The organism is Williamsia sp. z34 (genome assembly GCF_059553395.1).
Window position 1 is genome coordinate 172,627 of record NZ_JCANWW010000007.1, and the last position, 18,748, is coordinate 191,374.

The 18,748-nt window shown below is 65.9% G+C and carries 17 protein-coding genes; 10 read left to right on the top strand and 7 right to left on the bottom strand.

Annotation, left to right across the window (positions count from 1 at the left end; genetic code table 11):
• Positions 1–12: 12 nt before the first annotated feature.
• Both AC51GT_RS18530 and AC51GT_RS18535 read right to left on the bottom strand, forming a co-directional pair.
• Positions 13–741 (bottom strand): hypothetical protein, encoded by a 729-nt coding sequence (locus AC51GT_RS18530; RefSeq protein ID WP_496329734.1) that lies wholly within the window; start codon positions 739–741, stop codon positions 13–15.
• Between the two features lie 144 nt (positions 742–885).
• Positions 886–1,380, bottom strand: coding sequence for a MarR family winged helix-turn-helix transcriptional regulator (locus tag AC51GT_RS18535; RefSeq protein WP_496326555.1), 495 nt, complete (start codon positions 1,378–1,380; stop codon positions 886–888).
• A 156-nt stretch (positions 1,381–1,536) separates the two neighbouring features.
• On the opposite strand from AC51GT_RS18535, the gene AC51GT_RS18540 reads away from it, so the two are divergent.
• Both AC51GT_RS18540 and AC51GT_RS18545 read left to right on the top strand, forming a co-directional pair.
• Complete coding sequence (locus tag AC51GT_RS18540; RefSeq protein ID WP_496329735.1) at positions 1,537–1,962, top strand: DUF1398 family protein; 426 nt, start codon at positions 1,537–1,539, stop codon at positions 1,960–1,962.
• 80 nt (positions 1,963–2,042) lie between these two features.
• Positions 2,043–2,648, top strand: coding sequence for a hypothetical protein (locus AC51GT_RS18545; RefSeq protein WP_496329736.1), 606 nt, complete (start codon positions 2,043–2,045; stop codon positions 2,646–2,648).
• A 122-nt stretch (positions 2,649–2,770) separates the two neighbouring features.
• Here AC51GT_RS18545 and AC51GT_RS18550 read toward each other — a convergent pair whose 3' ends face one another.
• The gene (locus tag AC51GT_RS18550; protein ID WP_496329737.1) at positions 2,771–3,466 is read right to left on the bottom strand and encodes a TetR/AcrR family transcriptional regulator; all 696 of its coding nucleotides are present in this window, start codon (positions 3,464–3,466) and stop codon (positions 2,771–2,773) included.
• A gap of 97 nt (positions 3,467–3,563) precedes the next feature.
• On the opposite strand from AC51GT_RS18550, the gene AC51GT_RS18555 reads away from it, so the two are divergent.
• Positions 3,564–5,060 carry an MFS transporter gene (locus AC51GT_RS18555; RefSeq protein ID WP_496329738.1) on the top strand — a complete coding sequence of 499 codons (1,497 nt, stop codon included), beginning with the start codon at positions 3,564–3,566 and terminating at the stop codon, positions 5,058–5,060.
• A 33-nt stretch (positions 5,061–5,093) separates the two neighbouring features.
• On the opposite strand, the gene AC51GT_RS18560 is transcribed toward AC51GT_RS18555, so the two are convergent.
• Both AC51GT_RS18560 and AC51GT_RS18565 read right to left on the bottom strand, forming a co-directional pair.
• A complete protein-coding gene (locus AC51GT_RS18560; RefSeq protein ID WP_496329739.1) occupies positions 5,094–6,494 on the bottom strand; it encodes a sulfatase family protein in 1,401 nt (466 codons plus the stop codon).
• Positions 6,495–6,634: 140 nt separating this feature from the next.
• On the bottom strand, positions 6,635–6,940 hold the full coding sequence (locus AC51GT_RS18565) for a chorismate mutase (RefSeq protein ID WP_496326561.1): 306 nt from the start codon (positions 6,938–6,940) through the stop codon (positions 6,635–6,637).
• A gap of 172 nt (positions 6,941–7,112) precedes the next feature.
• Between AC51GT_RS18565 and AC51GT_RS18570 the strand changes: the two genes are divergently transcribed.
• A complete protein-coding gene (locus tag AC51GT_RS18570; protein ID WP_496329740.1) occupies positions 7,113–8,882 on the top strand; it encodes a hypothetical protein in 1,770 nt (589 codons plus the stop codon).
• Positions 8,883–8,895: 13 nt separating this feature from the next.
• Here AC51GT_RS18570 and AC51GT_RS18575 read toward each other — a convergent pair whose 3' ends face one another.
• Entirely contained in the window at positions 8,896–10,440 is a 1,545-nt protein-coding gene (locus AC51GT_RS18575; protein WP_496329741.1) for a hypothetical protein, read from the bottom strand.
• Between the two features lie 244 nt (positions 10,441–10,684).
• Between AC51GT_RS18575 and AC51GT_RS18580 the strand changes: the two genes are divergently transcribed.
• Entirely contained in the window at positions 10,685–13,201 is a 2,517-nt protein-coding gene (locus tag AC51GT_RS18580; RefSeq protein WP_496329742.1) for a UvrD-helicase domain-containing protein, read from the top strand.
• Positions 13,202–13,325: 124 nt separating this feature from the next.
• Here the strand turns inward: AC51GT_RS18580 and AC51GT_RS18585 are convergent, their stop codons facing one another.
• Complete coding sequence (locus AC51GT_RS18585; RefSeq protein WP_496326565.1) at positions 13,326–14,456, bottom strand: M23 family metallopeptidase; 1,131 nt, start codon at positions 14,454–14,456, stop codon at positions 13,326–13,328.
• A gap of 383 nt (positions 14,457–14,839) precedes the next feature.
• Between AC51GT_RS18585 and sucC the strand changes: the two genes are divergently transcribed.
• The 5 genes from sucC (at position 14,840) to AC51GT_RS18610 (ending at position 18,719) form a co-directional block, all read left to right on the top strand.
• The gene (gene sucC, locus AC51GT_RS18590) at positions 14,840–16,003 is read left to right on the top strand and encodes an ADP-forming succinate--CoA ligase subunit beta (protein ID WP_496326566.1); all 1,164 of its coding nucleotides are present in this window, start codon (positions 14,840–14,842) and stop codon (positions 16,001–16,003) included.
• A gap of 13 nt (positions 16,004–16,016) precedes the next feature.
• Positions 16,017–16,907, top strand: a complete 891-nt coding sequence (sucD, locus tag AC51GT_RS18595; RefSeq protein ID WP_496329743.1) for a succinate--CoA ligase subunit alpha — start codon at positions 16,017–16,019, stop codon at positions 16,905–16,907.
• Between the two features lie 150 nt (positions 16,908–17,057).
• Complete coding sequence (locus AC51GT_RS18600; protein ID WP_496326568.1) at positions 17,058–17,414, top strand: cupin domain-containing protein; 357 nt, start codon at positions 17,058–17,060, stop codon at positions 17,412–17,414.
• Between the two features lie 169 nt (positions 17,415–17,583).
• A complete protein-coding gene (locus tag AC51GT_RS18605) occupies positions 17,584–18,258 on the top strand; it encodes a hypothetical protein (protein WP_496329744.1) in 675 nt (224 codons plus the stop codon).
• The gene (locus tag AC51GT_RS18610) at positions 18,255–18,719 is read left to right on the top strand and encodes an RDD family protein (protein WP_496326570.1); all 465 of its coding nucleotides are present in this window, start codon (positions 18,255–18,257) and stop codon (positions 18,717–18,719) included. The genes AC51GT_RS18605 and AC51GT_RS18610 overlap by 4 nt, the downstream gene beginning before the upstream one ends.
• Positions 18,720–18,748: the final 29 nt, after the last annotated feature.

Sequence of the window (18,748 nt, forward strand, 5' to 3'; positions counted from 1 at the left end):
CCAATCGATCGGTCAGGCCACCAGCGCATGGTCGGCGACCGGCCAGGCCCCGACCGTGGTCACCGTGTGCCGGCGGCTGTCGAGTTTTGCCGCCCGGACGTGATCGTGGAGCCATCCGGCCGCGTCGTCGGGATGACGGTGGGCCATGACCGCCGCTGCGAAGGCCAGGGCCGCGCTGTCCGCGACGACGCTGACACGGTCCAGGATCGTCGCCGTCCGGCACGGATCGATGGCCGCCAGGTCGGCGGAGCTCACCTGGGCGAGTGCGCCGCCCGCCGAGGAGGTCACCGGGCCGACCTGGATCGTCACCGGGCCGCCGAGCGTGTCGGTCAGCAGTCGGCTGGTCCGGTCGGCGAGGAACGCGCGGGCCGTGGTCATCAGTTCGAGGCGACCACCGGCCGGGATGGTCACCGTTCCCCGTCCGAGTTGAACCCGGTGCCACGCCGGGATCGGCGGATCGGTGTCCGGGCAGTGGACCACGCCCGATGCGTCGTCGGTCAGATCGGCGAAGTAGAGGGCCTCGATGATCAGCTGATCGAGCAGCGACGAGACGAGTACGGGTTGGCCGTTCGCGAGATCGACCGCCTCGATCTCGGCGGATCCGCAGTCGCGGTTGACGGTGGCATCGAGGCGGGCGGCGACCGCCGCGGTGTGTTCGACGGCGCGGTCGAGCAGCGCCGGGTCGGCGACCGAAACGACGACGTCAGTGCCGAGCCCGCTGATGGCGGCGTTGTCCGGCATGGTGCACCTCGCCCGTCTCGGAGTTCGTTGACTGACCACCACTGTCGTCTCCGAACCTGGCAGGCGTCTGTGAGGACACGATGAGCACCCTGACGGAATTCCGGCACAACGCCGGCGTCAAACGAGTCTGGGCGCCGGCGAGAATTATCGTGTCGCCGCGCGACGTCGTGTTCTGGAGTGGGCATCCGGAGCGGAGCGTTCGAGCGACTGCTTGTTGACCGCCACGAATTTTTGCAGCAGGGCGCGCAGGGCGGCGACGTCGTCGATCGTGAAGGTTTTGAGCATGTCGGCATGCCAGTGGGCGGCATTTTCGTCGAGCCGATGGAGGGTGTCGCGTCCCTGGGCGGTCAGCTGAACCAGCGGTGATGTCTTGTGGTCCGGGTTCGGTGCGAACTCGACGAAGCCCTCGCGTTCGAGTTCGGCGGCGACGCGCTGGGTGTTTTGCCTGGTGACACCAAGGCGGCGAGCGATCTGGGGAACTGTCAGCGGGGCCGTCTCGATCACCCACATGGTCTGCCAGTGGCTCTGGGTCTGGCCTTCTTGGGCAGCCATGCTCTCGCCGAGACGGCGACCGACTCCGGCCGCCTCGAACAACTCTGAGTACAGGATCCCCATCTCCGTCGACGCGTCATTGACCATGGACGAACGGTACCAGCATGCCAAGAGACATCGGATATGTCCGAAAAATCCAAAACGGTAACCATGCGACATCTTGACAATAACTTGTCAGAATCTTATCTTGGTTCCATCACGTCACATCTCTTCGCGGTAATTCCGGAAAACAGGAGGATTTCGATGAGTACAAGCACTGACACCGTCGAGGCGGCCCAGCGGCGCGGGACTGACCTACGCCCTGCGGTCGGTGGGTTCCCTTATTGGGCAGAGGCTTTGAGGCAGGCGGGAGTGACTCGGTACTACTTTGACGTCAACTCGCGCGCGGGCGCGTTTGTGACGGCGACCGGCTCTGTTCTGCAGCCCGGCGCGACGGCCAGGGAGGATGTCGTCGACATTCCGGCCTACGACGAGGCGGCAGTCGTGGAAGCAATACGTACCAATCAGGCCGGGCGGAGCACCTTCCCGGAGTTCGTGGACTCGATCTGGTCGACGGGTGTGATGCGGTTCGAGGTCGACTTCGGCGAACGCGTATGCACCTACCACGCGCCGGCCGGCGAACAGTATCGCGAGATTTACCAACCGGCCACGCTGCCGTCGCACAACTGACCAAACAACCTCGCAGCAATGACATTCACGAGCCGAGGTTCCTCGACACGCGACCACCAACACTTCGAAGGACAGAAATCATGAACGGAAAGTCGATGCTCATCGGATTCGCCCCGTGGATCCTTTTTTCGGTCGCCGCGGAGAGGTTCGGTGCCGACCACGTTGCTCTGGCAGCTGGTTTGGCGGCGGCGGTTGCCCTGGCACTGACCATCGTCGAGGCCATCCGAAGCAGCTGGAAAATTCTCGACATCGCCGGAGTTCTGACGTTCGGTATTATCGCCGCCGTCGGCACCGTGGGCAGCGACCGGGTCGATCAGTTCCTGGTCAACTTCGGGCGCGGCGGGTCGACCTATGTGCTGGCCATCGTCATGGCAGTCTCTGCCTTCACAATTCCGTTCACCGAGCAATACGCTCGCGATACCGTTGATGCGGCCGTGTGGAACTCACCCATCTTCCGGGCCAAGAACCGAACCATCAGCCTGCTCTGGGCCGCAGTCGTATTCGTGACCGCGGTTGCTCACACTGTCGCCGGAATGTTGGCGGAAACCACGACGATCGCGGGGGACCACCCCGGGGGGCTTCTGCTGAACTGGATCATCCCCGCGGCGTTGATCCTCTTTGCCGCCAAGCGCACCCGCGTCATCGCCGGCGCTTCGTCGCCGACCTCGACCCGGGTTGCGGTATGAATCCTCCGATGGCGCGGCGCATCAGCCGACCGGACGACCTGAATCGTGACGATGCCCGTCGATGCGCCTGTCGGCGAGTGGCTGCTTGTGGCAGCGGGCAAAGGCCCCGAGCGAGACAGCTGTCAGCTGCGGTGGCCCCGGTCAGGAATGTCGGGCAGCAGGGCGCGGGTGAGGGTCACCCGGATCCAGTCCTCGAGCTCGTCGTAGGTGAATCCGGCGGTGTCCACCAGCTGCTGATGGGTCTGCGGACTGGCGATCACCCAGGCCGTGTCCCCGGCGGCCTCCGGTGTCAATCCGGGTCGTAGCGCAGCCGGGTCCAGATTGGTCAGGAGATTGCGGATGCTCATCCGCCGGATCTCCATCAGCGACTGCCAGTCGCCGGCGGCCTCGGGGTCGACCGCGGCGGCCTGCGCATAGGTCCGGAAACCGACGGCGGCGCGTTCGGCGAGCAGCCGGAACTGGTGGGTCAGGTGCGCGATCAGGTCCCGGGGCCCGGCGGCGACCGGATCGAAGTTGCCCAGAATGGCCGGCGGCATGTCATCGGGGTTGACCGAGCCGGGATGGTGCCCGATCACCTGCGACTCCAGCATTCCGCGCAACAGGCCGCGTTTGCTGCCCCATGACGAGTACAGGCTCTGTACCGATACGTCTGCGCGATCGGCGATCTTTGCCACAGTCGCAGCGGCATAACCACTTTCGGTGAACACCTCGATGGCCGCGTCCAGCACCCGGCGCCGGGTCTGCGCCCGGGTGGCCGCACCGGCCTCCCGCTGCCGACTGGTTCTCCGGCTTCTCGGTTCTGGTTCACTCTTGCCCACCCGACCAGTATATGCCATCCTTTGGAGTGACATTCCAAATCATTGGAACGTTATTCAGAATCAGGTTTCACCCGGATACCTCCGAAAGCCGGACGCCATGACAACCACACCTCTCACCACACCGAGGCCGCTCAATACGCGCGCCATCATGGTCGTGGTGTGCATCGCCCTGGCGGCCGTTGTCGCCGCCATGTCGTCGCTCAACGTCGCCCTGCCGGACATCGCCCGCGCCACGCACGCCGATCAGACGCAGCTGTCCTGGATCATCGACGCCTACTCGTTGATCTTCGCCTCGTTCCTGCTGCTCGCCGGAGCCATCGGGGACCGCTACGGCAGACGCAAAACCCTGATCGCCGGACTGGCGATCTTCGGCGTGGGCTCGGTGGTCGCGATGGCGGCAACCTCGGCAGAAGAACTGATCGTGCTGCGCGCGATTCTGGGCCTCGGGGCGGCGCTGGTCATGCCGGCGACGTTGTCGACCATCACCGGGACCTTCCCGGCCGAGAAGCGGACGCAGGCCGTCGGTATCTGGGCCGGTGTGGCCGGAGGCAGCGCCATCCTGGGCTTGTTGTGCTCGGGCATCTTGCTCGAGTTCTGGTCGTGGCGTTCGGTTTTCGGTCTCAACGTGGCACTGGCGGCGGTCGCGCTGGTGGCGGCGTGGCGGGTGGTACCCGAGTCGGCCGACGCTGAGGCCCCCCGGCTCGACATCGGTGGTGCGGTGCTGTCGATCGCCGGACTCGTCGTGCTGGTGTACTCGATCATCGAAGCACCCGAGGCGGGCTGGCTGTCGGCGCGCACACTGACCGGAATCGTCGGTGGACTGGTGATCCTGGCCCTGTTCATCGGATTCGAACTGCGTCGGAAGGTTCCGATGCTCGATCCGCGGATCTTCCGCCATCGCGGACTGAGCGCCGGGAGCCTGTCGATCTTCATGCAGTTCTTCGCATTCTTCGGGTTCATCGTCGTGGTGCTGCAATACCTGCAGATCGTGCGGGGCGGGTCGGCGCTGATGTCCGCGATCCAGATGCTCCCGATGGCCGCGGTGATGATGCCGTCGGCACGACTGTCACCGAAGCTGGTCGACAAGTTCGGCACGCGCCCGGTGTGCGTCACCGGATTGGTCCTGGTGTCCGCCGGACTGGCAGTCCTCTCGCAACTCGGCGTCGGAACCTCGTACTGGGTGATGCTCGCCGGGCTCATCCCCCTCGGGATCGGGATGGGGACCGCCATGACGCCCGCGACGAGTGCGATCACCGGCGCGCTTCCGGCGGCGCAGCAGGGTGTGGCGTCGGCGATGAACGATCTGTCCCGAGAGGTAGGTGGAGCCCTCGGCATCGCCGTACTCGGCAGCCTGATGACGCAGGGCTACCGCAACCATCTCGAGCTGCCCGGAGCGCCGGCCGGTCTGGTGGAGAAGGCGAAGGAGTCGTTCGCCGGAGCGGTCCACGCCGGTGGTCAGGTTGCCGCACAAGCGGATTCGGCATTTGTCAGTGGTCTGCAGATCGCGCTGATCGCCGGCTCTGTCGGGGTGCTGGCGGCCGCCGTCGCCGTCGGACTGCTGTTGCCCCGCGGTGAGGCGGTGATCTCCGACTGACCCGAAGTCTCCGGCAGATGCCGAAGACCACGGTCAGGGCCGTTCGGCGGTCGTCGGCCTGCCGCGGAGTTCGCGCTCGCTGGCCCGGGGCCGTCGAGACGGCAGCGACCGCTCCGCATTCTGTTCGTCGATCTTGTCGAGCTGACGGCGATAGCGGGCCATGAACTCCAGCGCGAACCTGTTGCCCTCGGCTTCGGTGGGCAACACGTCCGCGGTGTCGGTGCGCCACCGGTTCAGGCGCTCGCGGAGGTCGGCGAGCACGTCGGCGACGCGAGGATCGTCGACCAGATTGTTCAACTCCAGCGGATCGGCCAGCAGGTCGTACAGCTCCCGTGGGGCCCGCGGCAGATCCTGCGAACCGTCCAGCGCCCTGGCCGACGGACTGTCGCGGATGTCCAGCGGCAGACTCAGGGCCGGTCGATCGGCGTAGTTCTCGATGTAGCTGTACCGATCGGTGCGGATCGCCCGGATCGGATCGAAGTTGTCGTGGTAGGTCTTCTCGGTGAACGCCTCGTCGCGCACGGTGGCCGAGGCGATGCCGGTGATCGTCTCGGCGTGTGAACACCCTTCCACCGCCTCAGGGATGTCGACACCCAGCAGGTCCAGGAGGGTGGGTGTCAGGTCGACGCCGCTGAACAGGTCGTCGTAGACGAACGGTGTGATGTTGCGGCCGGTGGGCGGCCGCACGATCAGCGCCACTCCGGTGCCCTCGGAATACAGCGTCGATTTGGCGCGGGGAAAGGCCAGGCCGTGGTCGGTGACGAACACGACCCAGGTGGTGCGATCGAGGCCGAGTTCGGCGAGGGTGTCCAGTAATCGGCCCACCGCGGCATCGGCCTTGGTGATCGACCCGAGCAGTCCCGCGAGATCCTCACGAACGGGCCGGGCGTCGGGCAGAAAGGCCGGGACCGACACATTCTTCGGATCGGCGTGCACGTAGTCCTCGGGCGGATAGGGCCGATGGGTCTCGAAGAAGCCGGCCGTCAGCAGGAACGGCTGCCGGCGGCGCTGTTCGTCGACGCCCACGGTGCGCAACCACTCCTGTGACCGCGCCGCGACGTAGTCGCACTCCGAATCGGAGATGTCGAACTCGTCGAAGCCCAGGCGCTCCGGGTCGCTCGACTCGTGCTGCATCCCGAAGAGCGCGCTGTACCAGCCGTTCTCGCCGAGGATCTCCGGCAGTGTCCGGACGTCGTCGTGATATTCGAATCCGTGGTGGGCCAGACCGGTCAGACCGTTGGAATGGGGGTACCGCCCGGTGAACAGCGAACCGCGGGCAGGTGAGCACAGCGGTGCCGTGGCGTGGGCATTGCTGAATCGGATTCCCTGGGAAGCCAGCGCATCCATCGTCGGACTGTCGACGCCCCCGGCCCCGTAACAGCCGAGGTGCCGGCCGAGGTCGTGCCAATGGATCAGCAGTACGTTCTCGGCCATTCACCACTCCTGTGTCCGGGTTCGGATCCGATCGCGTCGAGGAGATCCGTTCCCCCCGGGTCGACCAATCCTGCAGGCAACACCCCGGGGGAGACCACACTTGGATTCGTCGTGATCCGAATCCGGCGCGACCCCCCTCGCTAGCGTCCGAGCGGTCCGCGGCCCAGACGCAACAGCAACATGGCCAGGGTGTGGCCTTCCTGCCCGAGCTCGCTGAACCGGTCGAGCACCTTCATCTCACGACTGTGTACGAGGCGGGTACCGCCGGAAGCCATCCGGGTCTGTCCGATGCGCTTGGACACCGCGGTCCGTCGTTTGATCGCGGCGAGGATTATCGCGTCGACACGGTCGATTTCGCGGCGCAGGTCATCGATGTCCTCGGGGAGATCTCCCACGTCAGACCCGAGATCAAGGCCGGACAGGTCGATCGGCTGGTCAGCAGTCACGGGCCCAAGTGTGCCACGCACGGTGGTGACGCTGGTAAGAGTGGTCGTTGTGCATCTGTCCACAGCGGCCGGGAAATGGGTTGGTCGAGCTTCGCCTTCGGCTTCGTCTCCGCTGCTCTCCTCATCGCCAGAACCGGGACACCCGGTGCGGGCGACATCTCGGGGTGCGACGGTGCTCTGGATCGCGTCGGCATTGATCCTCATCCAGCTCATGGTGCGGATCGCGCTGGTCGCGGGCGGCAACTTCTACTGGGACGACCTGATCCTCATCGGCCGGGCCTCGGAGCACTCGACCTTCTCCTGGGAATACCTGATGTACGGCCACGACGGACACCTGATGCCGGGGGCATTCCTCGTCGCGGGCATCAGCACCGATCTGGCGCCGCTGAACTGGGCGGTCCCGGCGCTCACACTGGTGATCCTGCAGGTGTTGGCGTCCCTGGCCGTGCTGCGGATGCTGATCGTGATCGCGGGACGGCTGCGTCCGGCCATCCTGGTCCCGTTGGCGTTCTATCTCTTCACCCCGCTGACCGTGCCGGCATATACGTGGTGGTCGGCGGGCCTGAATGCGCTGCCGATGCAGATCGCGATGGCCGTGGTCGTGGCCGAGGTGGTGCAGCTGTGTCGCGGGCGGGTCGTGAACCGGCGGTTGGCGATCGGCCGGGCGCTGGTGGCATTTGTGATCGGTCTGGCGTTCTTCGAGAAATCGGTGCTCATCGTGCCGGTGGCCATGGCGGTGGCGGTGTTGTGGTGCCTGCTGTCCGGTCCCGCCGTAACCGCGGGCCAGGCGGTGCGCACCGCCTGGATATCGGCGCGGGAGCTCTGGATCGGGCTGTGCGCGACAGCTGCGGCCTGGCTGGGTCTGTATCTGATCGTGGTGCCGGTGGACCCCGACGGCCACTCGGTGTCGCAGGCATTGAACATCACGTGGCGCTCGATCAACGCCGGCCTCATCCCCGGGATGCTCGGTGGTCCGTGGGACTGGGAGCGCTGGCTGCCGAGTCCGCCGTTCGGATCGGTCGGCCTACCACTGACCGTCGTCGCCTGGCTTCTGGTGTCGGCGGCGGTCGGCTACGTCCTGTACACCCGCCGCCGGGTCGGCTGGATCCTGGCCGCCGTGGCCGGTTACGTGGTCGTGTTGCAGATACCGATCATCTGGAACCGGACCGGCGACCACACCACCGTCGAGTTGGCCCAGACTCTCCGGTATCTGCCCGACAGCGCCTTGGTCATCACCATGGCGATGGCGTTGACACTGGTGGCGCCGGTACGCAACCGGGATGTCGCGGCCGGTCATCGGCGGTGGTTGCGCCCGGTCGCGGTGGCCGCGACCGGGGCGTTCATCGTCAGCTCGCTGTTCGCCACCCACCAGTTCTCGAAGGAATGGCAGACCGACCCGACCGGCGACTACCTCGCCAACGCGCGCACGTCGCTGGCGCAGGCCCGCGACACCCCGATGTTCGACCACCAGGTCCCGATCCTGGTCCTACTACCGCTGGTCAAGCCGTACAACACCGTCAGCAAGGTCTTCGGCGGGCTGCCGGACCGGCCCGAATTCGATGCTCCGACGGACACCTTGCAGGTCCTCGACGACGCCGGACGCCTGGCCCCGGCAGACATTACGCCGATCCGTACCAGCGCCGCCGGGGCCGGTGACTGCGCCGACCCGGAGGTCACCGGTCCCACCGATCTGCAGCTCGACGGACCGCTGCTGGTCTGGTCGTGGAAGGTGGCGCTGCCGTACTGCGCGACCTCGGACGGACAGATCGAGGTCGGTCTGGCCGACGGCGATCCGGTGACCGCGCCGATCAAGGCCGGACTGAACACGGTGTATCTCCAGCTGGACGGGGGTGGGGACCAGATCCGGGCGCGACCGCTGACGCCGGGACTGGGCCTCCACATCGGCCAGGGCCGGGTCGGCGAACTGGTCCGGGTCCCCTGAACCGCCGGCGAGATCAGACCGCCGGCACGGTGACGACCTCGATGTCGCTGATCCCGGCTTCGTCGAGTGTTCGCATCGTGGCGTCGGCGGCGTCGGATTCGGCGAACACCCACCGGACCGGGGTGCGCTCCGCGGCGGCGGTCTGGGCCTTTGCGGCGACGATCATCGCCTCGGTACCTGCCCAGCTGCTGCTCAATGCGCCGTCGCTGCCGATGTTGCCGGAGTAGTCCGGACCGAACGTCGTGAGCAGCGTGCCGTCCGGTGCCCGGCCGTCGAAGGCCTGCCCGCCGACGACGTAGGTGAATGTGGAGTTGATGCCGGTGATCTGCTGGTTGTAGTCGCGGCTCTGCGGCGTGCCCTTGAATCCGTCTCGGCTCCAGATGCCGGACGGCTCGGCGGTGGAGACCCGTTTGTTGGCGGTGAGCGCGCGGGTCAGGACGGAGGCGTCCTGATCGAGGTAGGTGGTGAAGACATAGGCCACGTCACCCTGGAGGGTGCCGTCCTCACCGGCTCCGACCTGGAACGGGCACCGCGTCTCACCCCGGCCGTTGAGCGGGATGACGACCGTACGGGTGCAGGTACCGCCCACCGGCCGGTCGTTGAGTCTGAGAGTCATGTCGCCGACGATGGTGATGGATCCCGGAGCAGTGGCGCCGGGGGTCGTTGCGACATAGGTGACGATGTACTCACAGACCGGCGGGGTGCACGGCGCCGGGTACACCGCGAGGCGGAAGCCGCTGGCGTCGAGGTTCGGGTTCAGATAGGGCGCCGGGATGTGGGTGAGTGTCGCGGCCTGCTCCTCGATTGCCTCGTAGATCCCGCCGACCTCGTCGGTGCCGAGGGGTTCGACCGACAGGTCGACCTCGACGACCGAGCCGCGGGGCTGTTCCAGCGGACCGGCGACGGTCGACAGGTCGATGGTGTCGGTGACGGTCGTGGTGCGCAGGGCGCCGCCTGCGGTGATGGTGCCGTCCTCGTCGAGGACGACGTCGGGGAGTGTCCCGGGTGTGAAGCGCTCATCGGGTGTCCCGACCACACCGGTGGCCCGTCCCTTGGCGGTCATGTCCAGCGATGCATCGTCGGCGGTCAGGGCCAGGCCGAGTGCGGGCGGTGCCAGGAGTGAGCCGAGGTCGGGGAATGTCGCCGGGTCGAGGGCCGCCCAATCGGCGGCGACCGCCGCATAGTTCATCTTCGGCTTCTCCAGATGGCTCTTCCAGAAGTCCGCCGAACCCTGTGCGTACGTCTGACCGTTCACGCCGATGATGTCGGCCGTTTCGCCCCCGACCTTGATCGTGCCGCGGACGTCACCACCCGCGGTCACCTCGACATCGACGAGGTTGATCTTGTCGGTGCCGGAGGTGACCGTGCCCGAGTACGTGGCGCCGGGCCGGTTCGCGAACTCCACCGCGATCGCCTCGAGCTGCTTCTCGGCCAGAATCGACGGGGGCGCCACACCGGTCCCGCCGGTGGCGCGCGGGATGAACATCGCCACGACGACCGCGATCAGTGCCACCACGGCGATGCCCAGCGCGACCTTGGGAATTGCAGTGCTGTTCAACGTGGTGCCCCCCACCCGATCGTTTGTCCGGCTGCAGTCCCGGCAGCCGTGGTGCGGGTCCCACACCGCCGCATCGCCCACCGAATGGCCCACGTGGCACATGCGTACCAATCGTGGCCCGAGCTCGAGTGGCGATGATGTTACCGAACCCACGGCGGACCCGGCGGAGTCGTGAGCTGTCGGTGCGAGCGGGTACTTTTGGGACACGATGAAAAGCGCTGCTCCCCACCCGTCGCTGCCGGGCATGGCCACTGGAAACCTGCACGAGGACGCCCGCGCCGAATCGCGGCGTGCCCAAGAATTGCTCGAGGGGCTCAACACCCAGCAGCGGGCCGCGGTCCTGCATGCCGGTTCGCCACTGCTGATCGTGGCCGGGGCCGGGTCGGGCAAGACCGCCGTGCTCACCCGGCGGATCGCCTATCTGCTCGCCGAACGTGACGTCAGTCCAGGTCAGATCCTGGCGATCACCTTCACCAACAAGGCAGCGGCCGAGATGCGGGAGCGGGTTGTCGACCTGGTCGGTCCGCGTGGGCAACGCATGTGGGTCAGTACGTTCCACTCGACGTGTGTCCGCATCCTGCGGGCCCAGGCGTCTCTGCTGAGCGGGATGAACTCGAACTTCTCCATCTACGACGCGGACGACTCGCGGCGGCTGCTGGGCATGATCGTGCGGGATCTGGACCTGGACCCCAAGAAGTTCAGCCCGCGTGGGGTCGGCATCTCGATCTCCAACTTCAAGAACGAACTCGTCGACCCCGATGAGGCGATGGCCGCAGCGGAACAGGGCAGCGAACCCGCCGCGAAGACGATCGCCCAGATCTATCGGCAGTATCAGCAGCGACTGCGCTCGGCGAACGCATTCGACTTCGACGACCTGATCGGTGAGACCGTCGGTTTGCTGCAGGCATTCCCGGAGGTTGCCGAGTATTACCGGCGCCGGTTCCGGCACGTCCTGGTCGACGAATACCAGGACACCAACCACGCGCAGTACATTCTCGTCCGCGAACTGGTCGGTACCGGGGCCATCGGCAACGTGACGCCGGCCGAGTTGTGCGTGGTCGGTGATGCCGACCAGTCGATCTACGCCTTCCGGGGTGCGACGATCCGCAACATCGAGGAGTTCGAACGCGACTTCCCGAACACCGAAACGATTCTCCTGGAACAGAATTACCGTTCCACCCAGACGATCCTGTCAGCGGCCAACGCCGTCATCTCCCGCAACGTCGGTCGCCGCGAGAAGAAGCTGTGGACAGACTCCGGCGACGGTGAACTCATCGTCGGCTACGTCGCCGACAACGAGCACGACGAGGCCCAGTTCATCGCCCGCGAGATCGACGCGCTCACCGATTCCGGGGAGTTCAACTACTCCCAGATCGCCGCCTTCTACCGCACCAACACCGCCTCACGTGCGCTGGAAGAGGTGTTCATCCGGCTGGGCATCCCGTACAAGGTGGTCGGTGGGGTTCGCTTCTACGAGCGCAAAGAGGTCCGCGACATCGTCGCGTACCTGCGGACGGTGGCCAACCCGGACGACACGGTGAGTTTGCGCCGCATCTTGAACACCCCGCGACGGGGGATCGGTGATCGTGCCGAGGCCTGCGTCGCGGTGCACTCGGAGAACACCGGGGTCAGCTTCTACCAGGCGTTGATCGACGGTTCCGAGGGCAAGGTCCCGTTGCTCGGAACCCGCGCGGTCAAACAGATCTCGTCGTTCGTCGAACTCATCGAGGGTCTGCGCAAAGATTTCCTGTCGAACTTCGGCGAGGCCGGATCCGACGCCGCGGACATCGCCGAGATGGATGCCGGCAGCGAGGCCGGTGACATCGGCGAACTGGTGGATGCGATCGTCGAGCGGACGGGCTACCGCTATGAACTCGAAGGTTCGTCGGATCCGCAAGACGGTGCCCGCCTCGACAACATCAACGAATTGATCTCGGTGGCAAGGGAGTTCAGTGCCGAAGCTGCAGAGGTCGCCGCGGCCCGGGTGCCCGAAACCCAGATCGGTGAGGCCGCTGACGGCGTCCTGCCTGCCGAGCCGACCGATCCGGATCTCGAACCGGATCCGGGCGAGCCCGAACCGGGTTCTCTGGCAGCATTTTTGGAGCGGGTCGCGTTGGTGGCAGATGCCGACCAGGTACCCGACGACGAAGACGGTGTGGTCACGTTGATGACCCTGCACACCGCCAAGGGGCTCGAGTTCCCGGTGGTCTTCGTGACCGGCTGGGAGGACGGGCAGTTCCCGCATATGCGGGCCCTGGGTGATCCGGCCGAGCTGTCGGAGGAACGCCGACTGGCCTACGTGGGCATCACCCGTGCCCGCAAGCGCCTCTACCTGAGCCGGGCGATGGTTCGCTCGGCCTGGGGCACGCCCATGCAGAATCCGGAATCTCGCTTCCTGCAAGAGATTCCGCAGCATCTCATCGACTGGCGGCGAACCGAACCGAAGCGCGGCATGGGGCGTGGGCTCAGTGATGGCACCCGTGACTACGGCGACAACGGCCGCGGTTTCGGCGACGGGCGTTTCGGTGGATCGGGCGAGTCCGGTTCGCGGCGCCGCGAATCGTTCGGCTCACCCACCCGCGGGCGCAACAAGCAGGTCCACGTCGAGGTGGGGGACCGGGTCACCCATGCCAAGTACGGCATGGGCAAGGTGGTCGCCAAGGAAGGCTCCGGTCCCACCGAAAGGGTCAAGTTCGACTTCGGCAGCGCCGGCCAGATCACACTGATGTCGCTCGGCGGATTGCCCGTGGAAAAGCTCTGAGCCGACCGGCTCCGCACCACCCGACAGGTAAAGCCTGCATCGAATCGATGCAGGCTTTCCTGTTGTCTACCGGTGTTGCAGTGATTGCGCAGGCCTGAAAGCCTGCGCGGGCAAAGGGTTCGGGTCAGCTGGCGTAGCCGGAGAGCTGCACGCCGTGCGCTGCGAGCCACGGCGTCGGGTCGATCTTGGTGTTGCCGTTCTTCCAGACCTCGAAGTGGAGGTGGGGTCCGGTGGAGAAGCCCTCGTTGCCGACCTCGGCGATGATGTCGCCTGCCATCACGGTCTGACCTTTTTGCACGTGCACGCCGCTGGCGGACATGTGGCCGTACATCGTGACGGTGCCGTCGGGCGCCTGGATCTGAACCCAGTTGCCGTATCCGGCTGCCGGGCCGGCCGCGATCACAACGCCGTCGGTGACAGCGTGGATGGCCGTGCCCAGGGGCGCGGCCATGTCGATGCCGCCGTGGAAAGTTCCCCACCGGCTGGCGTACGCGGAGGTGAAGTCGTAGGCGCCGAGATCGATCGGGGAGACGATCGTCGGACGACGCGCTGCGATCTCCGCGGCGATCCTCTCGTCGGCAATCGCCTGGCCGGTGGCCAGCTGGGCCGTAAAGGTGTCCATGTTGACCGGTACCGGTGCGGTGGCCACCGCGGCCGCTGGGGCGCTGCCGGTGCTGACCAAAGCCGCCGGAGTCGGTGTGGCGGCCTTCGCGGTCGTGGTGGGTGCGGCCTCGTCGGATTGCTGGGCGAACGATCCGGTTGCTGCTGCCATTGCGGCACCGGCGGCGACTGCCAGGAGCGCGGCGCGCCCCTTCAGTGCCTGCGGCGGTGCGGCGACGCGATGTTTACCACCGGAGCGAACCGGGGAACGCTGCTTCTGTGGAGACCACTCGGGAGCATCGCCCAACGGGGCGAAGTCGTCGAATTCGGCGCCACGAACCTCGAAGGGATGTTCGTGGACGATCTCGTCGAACTCGATGTCGGCGACAACGATGTCTTGCGTCACCTCGGCCTGGCGGGGCTGGTCGTAGGCGTCGCGGTCGAAACGGCGGGTTCCGGTGGACTGACGGCTCGCACGGGGTGCTGCGGTCGAATCGTTACGCCACTGGCTCAGGGGTCCGTCTGCGTACTGCACGAGACCGAAGTCGTCGACCGGGATGATGTTGGTGATCTCGTCGTCGCGTAAAGCATCAGGGCGTTGCTCGTCTAGAGTTCCGGCCGAGGCGCGCCTACCTGCGCCGTTTCCGGTGTTCATTTCACGAGCGTCCAACTGATTGAGCCTTCCTAGCTTGTACAGAACCAGTCCGAGGTAGTTCCACCGCACTGCACGGAAAGTTTACTGAGACAAATCCGTGACCTTCTGACCTAGCGACGGTAACGAAACGATTGCGATCGCCGCAACCGCTCGCCGATTTGGGGGCCCGATTGTGACCTGGATCACGTAATTGCGTACGCTTTGTCGATATGCCTCCCTGCTGGTCGCGGACGAATCCCTCAACTATTTGCAGAGTGAACAATCAGTACGTGATCTGAGGCACAAGCGGCGGTAGCAGTGGCCGGCGGCGTTTGCCGCGGAGTTACAGTCATCGATGGTCCGCGGGCACCAACTGCGGACAAACCTACGAGATGGTGAGCTGAATGGATCTCTTCGAATACCAGGCGAAGGAACTCTTCGCCAAGCACGAGGTGCCGACCTCGGCAGGACGTGTTACCGACACGGTTGCCGGCGCACGTGAAATTGCCGAAGAAATCGGCAAGCCCGTGATGGTCAAGGCGCAGGTGAAGGTCGGCGGCCGCGGAAAAGCGGGCGGCGTGAAGTACTCCGCCGACGTCGACGCCGCCGTTGCGAATGCAGAGGCCATCCTTGGCCTCGACATCAAGGGCCATGTTGTCAAGAAACTGCTGGTCGCAGAGGCGAGTGACATCGCCGAGGAGTACTACATCTCCTTCCTGCTGGACCGCACCAATCGCACCTACCTGGCCATGTGCTCGGTCGAGGGTGGCGTCGAGATCGAGGTCACCGCCGAAGAGAACCCCGACGCACTGGCCAAGATCCCCGTCGACGCCGTCAAGGGTGTCGACCTCGCGTTTGCTCGCGAGATCGCCGAAGCCGGCAAGCTGCCCGCCGAGGTGCTCGATGCCGCGGCCGTCACGATCCAGAAGCTCTGGGAGGTCTTCATCAACGAAGACGCACTCCTGGTCGAGGTCAACCCCCTCGTGCGTACACCGACCGATGAGATCCTCGCCCTCGACGGCAAGGTCACCCTCGACGAGAACGCTGCGTTCCGTCAGCCCGGTCACGAGGCGTTCGAAGACAAAGACGCCACCGACCCGCTCGAACTCAAGGCCAAGGAAAACGACCTCAACTACGTCAAGCTCGACGGTGAGGTCGGAATCATCGGTAACGGTGCCGGTCTGGTCATGTCGACCCTCGACGTGGTCGCCTACGCGGGCGAGAAGCACAACAACGTCAAGCCGGCCAACTTCCTGGACATCGGCGGCGGCGCCTCGGCTGAGGTCATGGCTGCCGGCCTGGACGTCATCCTGAACGACCCGCAGGTCAAGAGCGTGTTCGTCAACGTCTTCGGCGGCATCACCGCGTGTGACGCAGTTGCCAACGGCATCGTCGGCGCACTGAAGACCCTGGGCGACGAGGCCAACAAGCCGCTCGTCGTTCGCCTGGACGGAAACAACGTCGAAGAGGGTCGTCGCATCCTCGCCGAGGCCAACCACCCGCTGGTGACGGTCGTCGCAACCATGGATGAGGCTGCCGACAAGGCCGCCGAACTGGCGAGCAAGTAGGAGCAGTAGACCAATGTCGATTTTTCTGAACAAAGATTCCAAGGTCATCGTCCAGGGCATCACCGGTGGCGAGGGAACCAAGCACACCGCTCTGATGCTCAAGGCGGGCACCCAGGTCGTCGGTGGCGTCAACGCCCGCAAGGCCGGCACCACCGTCAGCCATGACGGCGGCGTGGAGCTGCCCGTGTTCGGCACCGTTGCCGAGGCCATCGAGAAGACCGGCGCCGACGTGTCGATCGCGTTCGTGCCGCCGAAGTTCGCAAAGGACGCGATCATCGAGGCCATCGACGCCGAGATCGGTCTGCTCGTGGTCATCACCGAGGGCATCCCGGTGCAGGACAGCGCATACGCGTGGGCCTACAACGTGTCCAAGGGCAACAAGACCCGGATCATCGGACCCAACTGCCCCGGCATCATCACCCCGGGTGAGTCGCTGGTCGGCATCACCCCGGCCAACATCGCCGGCTCGGGCCCGATCGGCCTCGTGTCGAAGTCGGGCACGCTGACCTACCAGATGATGTTCGAGCTGCGTGAGATCGGCTTCTCGACCGCCATCGGCATCGGCGGCGACCCGGTCATCGGGACCACCCACATCGACGCCATCGCGGCGTTCGAGGCGGACCCCGACACCAAGATCATCGTCATGATCGGTGAGATCGGTGGCGACGCCGAAGAGCGTGCGGCCGATTACATCAAGGCCAACGTCACGAAGCCGGTTGTCGGCTACGTTGCCGGCTTCACCGCTCCCGAGGGCAAGACCATGGGCCACGCCGGCGCCATCGTCTCGGGCAGCTCGGGCACCGCGCAGGCCAAGAAGGATGCACTCGAGGCGGCCGGCGTCAAGGTCGGCAAGACGCCGTCCGAGACCGCTGCTCTGGCTCGCGAGCTGTACAAGAATCTGTAAGTAGCGCACCGCGCTCTAGACGGCGATGGCGTCGACCCGGGTTTCCCCGGTCGGCGCCATCGCCGTTTGCGGTTGGTGCTCGCCCCGGGTGGGGTCGGACACGTAGTGTCGAATAACTGCTCTACCACACCCCGCGCGGAAGGCTGATCCATGACCGATGTCCCGGCAGAAAACCCAGGGCAGCCAGTGGAATTCACGGTGCTCACCGGTCTCGACGAGGTGGTCGACTCCGGTACCGACCGGCCGAAGATCGACGTCGTGGCCAAGCTCGCCGGGGCGAACGTCGTACACCTGTCGTTGCGGGCCGGTCAGGTGATCGACGATCACCGATCGACGATGGAGATCCTGGTGATCGGTCAGCATGGCCTGATCGACTTCTCGGTGGCCGGTGAGCGCGTGCAACTCTCACCGGGTACGGCGGTCCGGGTGGCCGCGGGCGTGACGCACAAGCTTGTTGCCGTGGAGGACTCGGCTGCGACCCTGCTCGTCCTCAAAGGCGCGCCGTAGTCGCGGCTCGTCCGATGCTGTCGCCAGAACACCGAGGTCGAGTATCGTTTTATGAGCGGTAGGGGGGCAAGGCACCGGCTTTCACAGCGGCGAAGAGAGCGGTAGGCCAATGGTCACTGGTGCGTCGACAGCGTCGAATGTCGTGCGTGGAGTCCGCGGACTCTACGGTGTGGCAGTCCGTCTCCCGGTCGCCGGGCCGTTGCTCGAGCGCGGAGCCGTCTCGGCCACCGCCTTGGGCGAACAGGTCCTCGACGGCACGATCGCGCTGACCCGATCCGCTCTGAAAGTTCTCATCCGTGAGGTGATCACCGCACTCGTCGACGAGGTCGATCTGACCGAACTCGTTCTCGATCATGTCGATCTCGACAAGATCGCCACGGAGATCGATCTGGACGGCATCGCCGCCCGCATCGACATCGACGCGATCCTGGGCCGCGTCGACATCGACGCGGTGATCGAGACGGTGGATCTCAATCGCGCGGTGGACGGCGTCGACATCGACCTGATCGCGGCGCGGATCGACATCGACGCCATACTCGCCCGCGTCGACCTGATCGGACTGGCCAACGAGGTCATCGACGGCGTCGACCTGGAGGCGATCGTCCGGGATTCGACCACCACCCTGACCAACGGTGTACTGGACGACGTGCGGGTCCAGGGCGCGCGTGCCGACGACGTCGTGGCGGGAGTCTTCGGAAAACTGCTGGGCCGCAAGCCGACTCCTCATAACGGTGGGCGTGTGGTCAACGGTGCGCTCGCGCCGCCGCCGACCACCGCGGTCACCGAAGTCGTCGTCGATGTGCACCGCCGCGGGTCGCCTGAGTCGCCGGCCGGTCAGTCATGACAGATGCGACGCACCCGCCGCATCACACCAGCAAGGACGCACTGGACACCCGAACGGCGGGGATCGTCAGCCGCGGCACCGCATCCGCGATCGACGTCCTGGTCGTCGTCGTGATCCTGGGGATGATGTATCTCTTCATCGTGCTGCTGGACCTGCTGCTGACCACCGGATCGTTCAGCGCGCCGAACCCCAACATCGTGGCCTCGGGTATCGCGTCGTATTCGGTGGTGCTGATCTATCTGACCGGCTGCTGGACGGTGTCGGGGCGGACCGTCGGCTCGGTGGCGATGGGGCTGGAAGTGGTCAGTCGCAACGGAAGTCGACTCGGTCCGGCCCGCGCATTGCTGCGGGCGGCGTTCTGCGCGTTCTTTCCGATCGGATTGGCCTGGGTGGCCGTCGACCGACGTCGTCGGTCGATTCAGGACATGGTGCTGCGCAGCCGGGTCATCTACGCCTGGTGAGGTGTCGGGGTGCAGGCTCACCGGACCCC

Excerpts from the sequence above, each read along its gene's own strand:
- AC51GT_RS18545 (WP_496329736.1), top strand. The coding sequence starts at position 2,043 with ATGAACGGAAAGTCGATGCTCATCGGATTCGCCCCGTGGATCCTTTTT.
- AC51GT_RS18540 (WP_496329735.1), top strand. The coding sequence starts at position 1,537 with ATGAGTACAAGCACTGACACCGTCGAGGCGGCCCAGCGGCGCGGGACT.
- sucD (WP_496329743.1), top strand. The coding sequence starts at position 16,017 with ATGTCGATTTTTCTGAACAAAGATTCCAAGGTCATCGTCCAGGGCATC.
- AC51GT_RS18580 (WP_496329742.1), top strand. The coding sequence starts at position 10,685 with ATGGCCACTGGAAACCTGCACGAGGACGCCCGCGCCGAATCGCGGCGT.
- sucC (WP_496326566.1), top strand. The coding sequence starts at position 14,840 with ATGGATCTCTTCGAATACCAGGCGAAGGAACTCTTCGCCAAGCACGAG.
- AC51GT_RS18610 (WP_496326570.1), top strand. The coding sequence starts at position 18,255 with ATGACAGATGCGACGCACCCGCCGCATCACACCAGCAAGGACGCACTG.
- AC51GT_RS18560 (WP_496329739.1), bottom strand. The coding sequence starts at position 6,494 with ATGGCCGAGAACGTACTGCTGATCCATTGGCACGACCTCGGCCGGCAC.
- AC51GT_RS18555 (WP_496329738.1), top strand. The coding sequence starts at position 3,564 with ATGACAACCACACCTCTCACCACACCGAGGCCGCTCAATACGCGCGCC.
- AC51GT_RS18585 (WP_496326565.1), bottom strand. The coding sequence starts at position 14,456 with ATGAACACCGGAAACGGCGCAGGTAGGCGCGCCTCGGCCGGAACTCTA.
- AC51GT_RS18600 (WP_496326568.1), top strand. The coding sequence starts at position 17,058 with ATGACCGATGTCCCGGCAGAAAACCCAGGGCAGCCAGTGGAATTCACG.
- AC51GT_RS18530 (WP_496329734.1), bottom strand. The coding sequence starts at position 741 with ATGCCGGACAACGCCGCCATCAGCGGGCTCGGCACTGACGTCGTCGTT.
- AC51GT_RS18535 (WP_496326555.1), bottom strand. The coding sequence starts at position 1,380 with ATGGTCAATGACGCGTCGACGGAGATGGGGATCCTGTACTCAGAGTTG.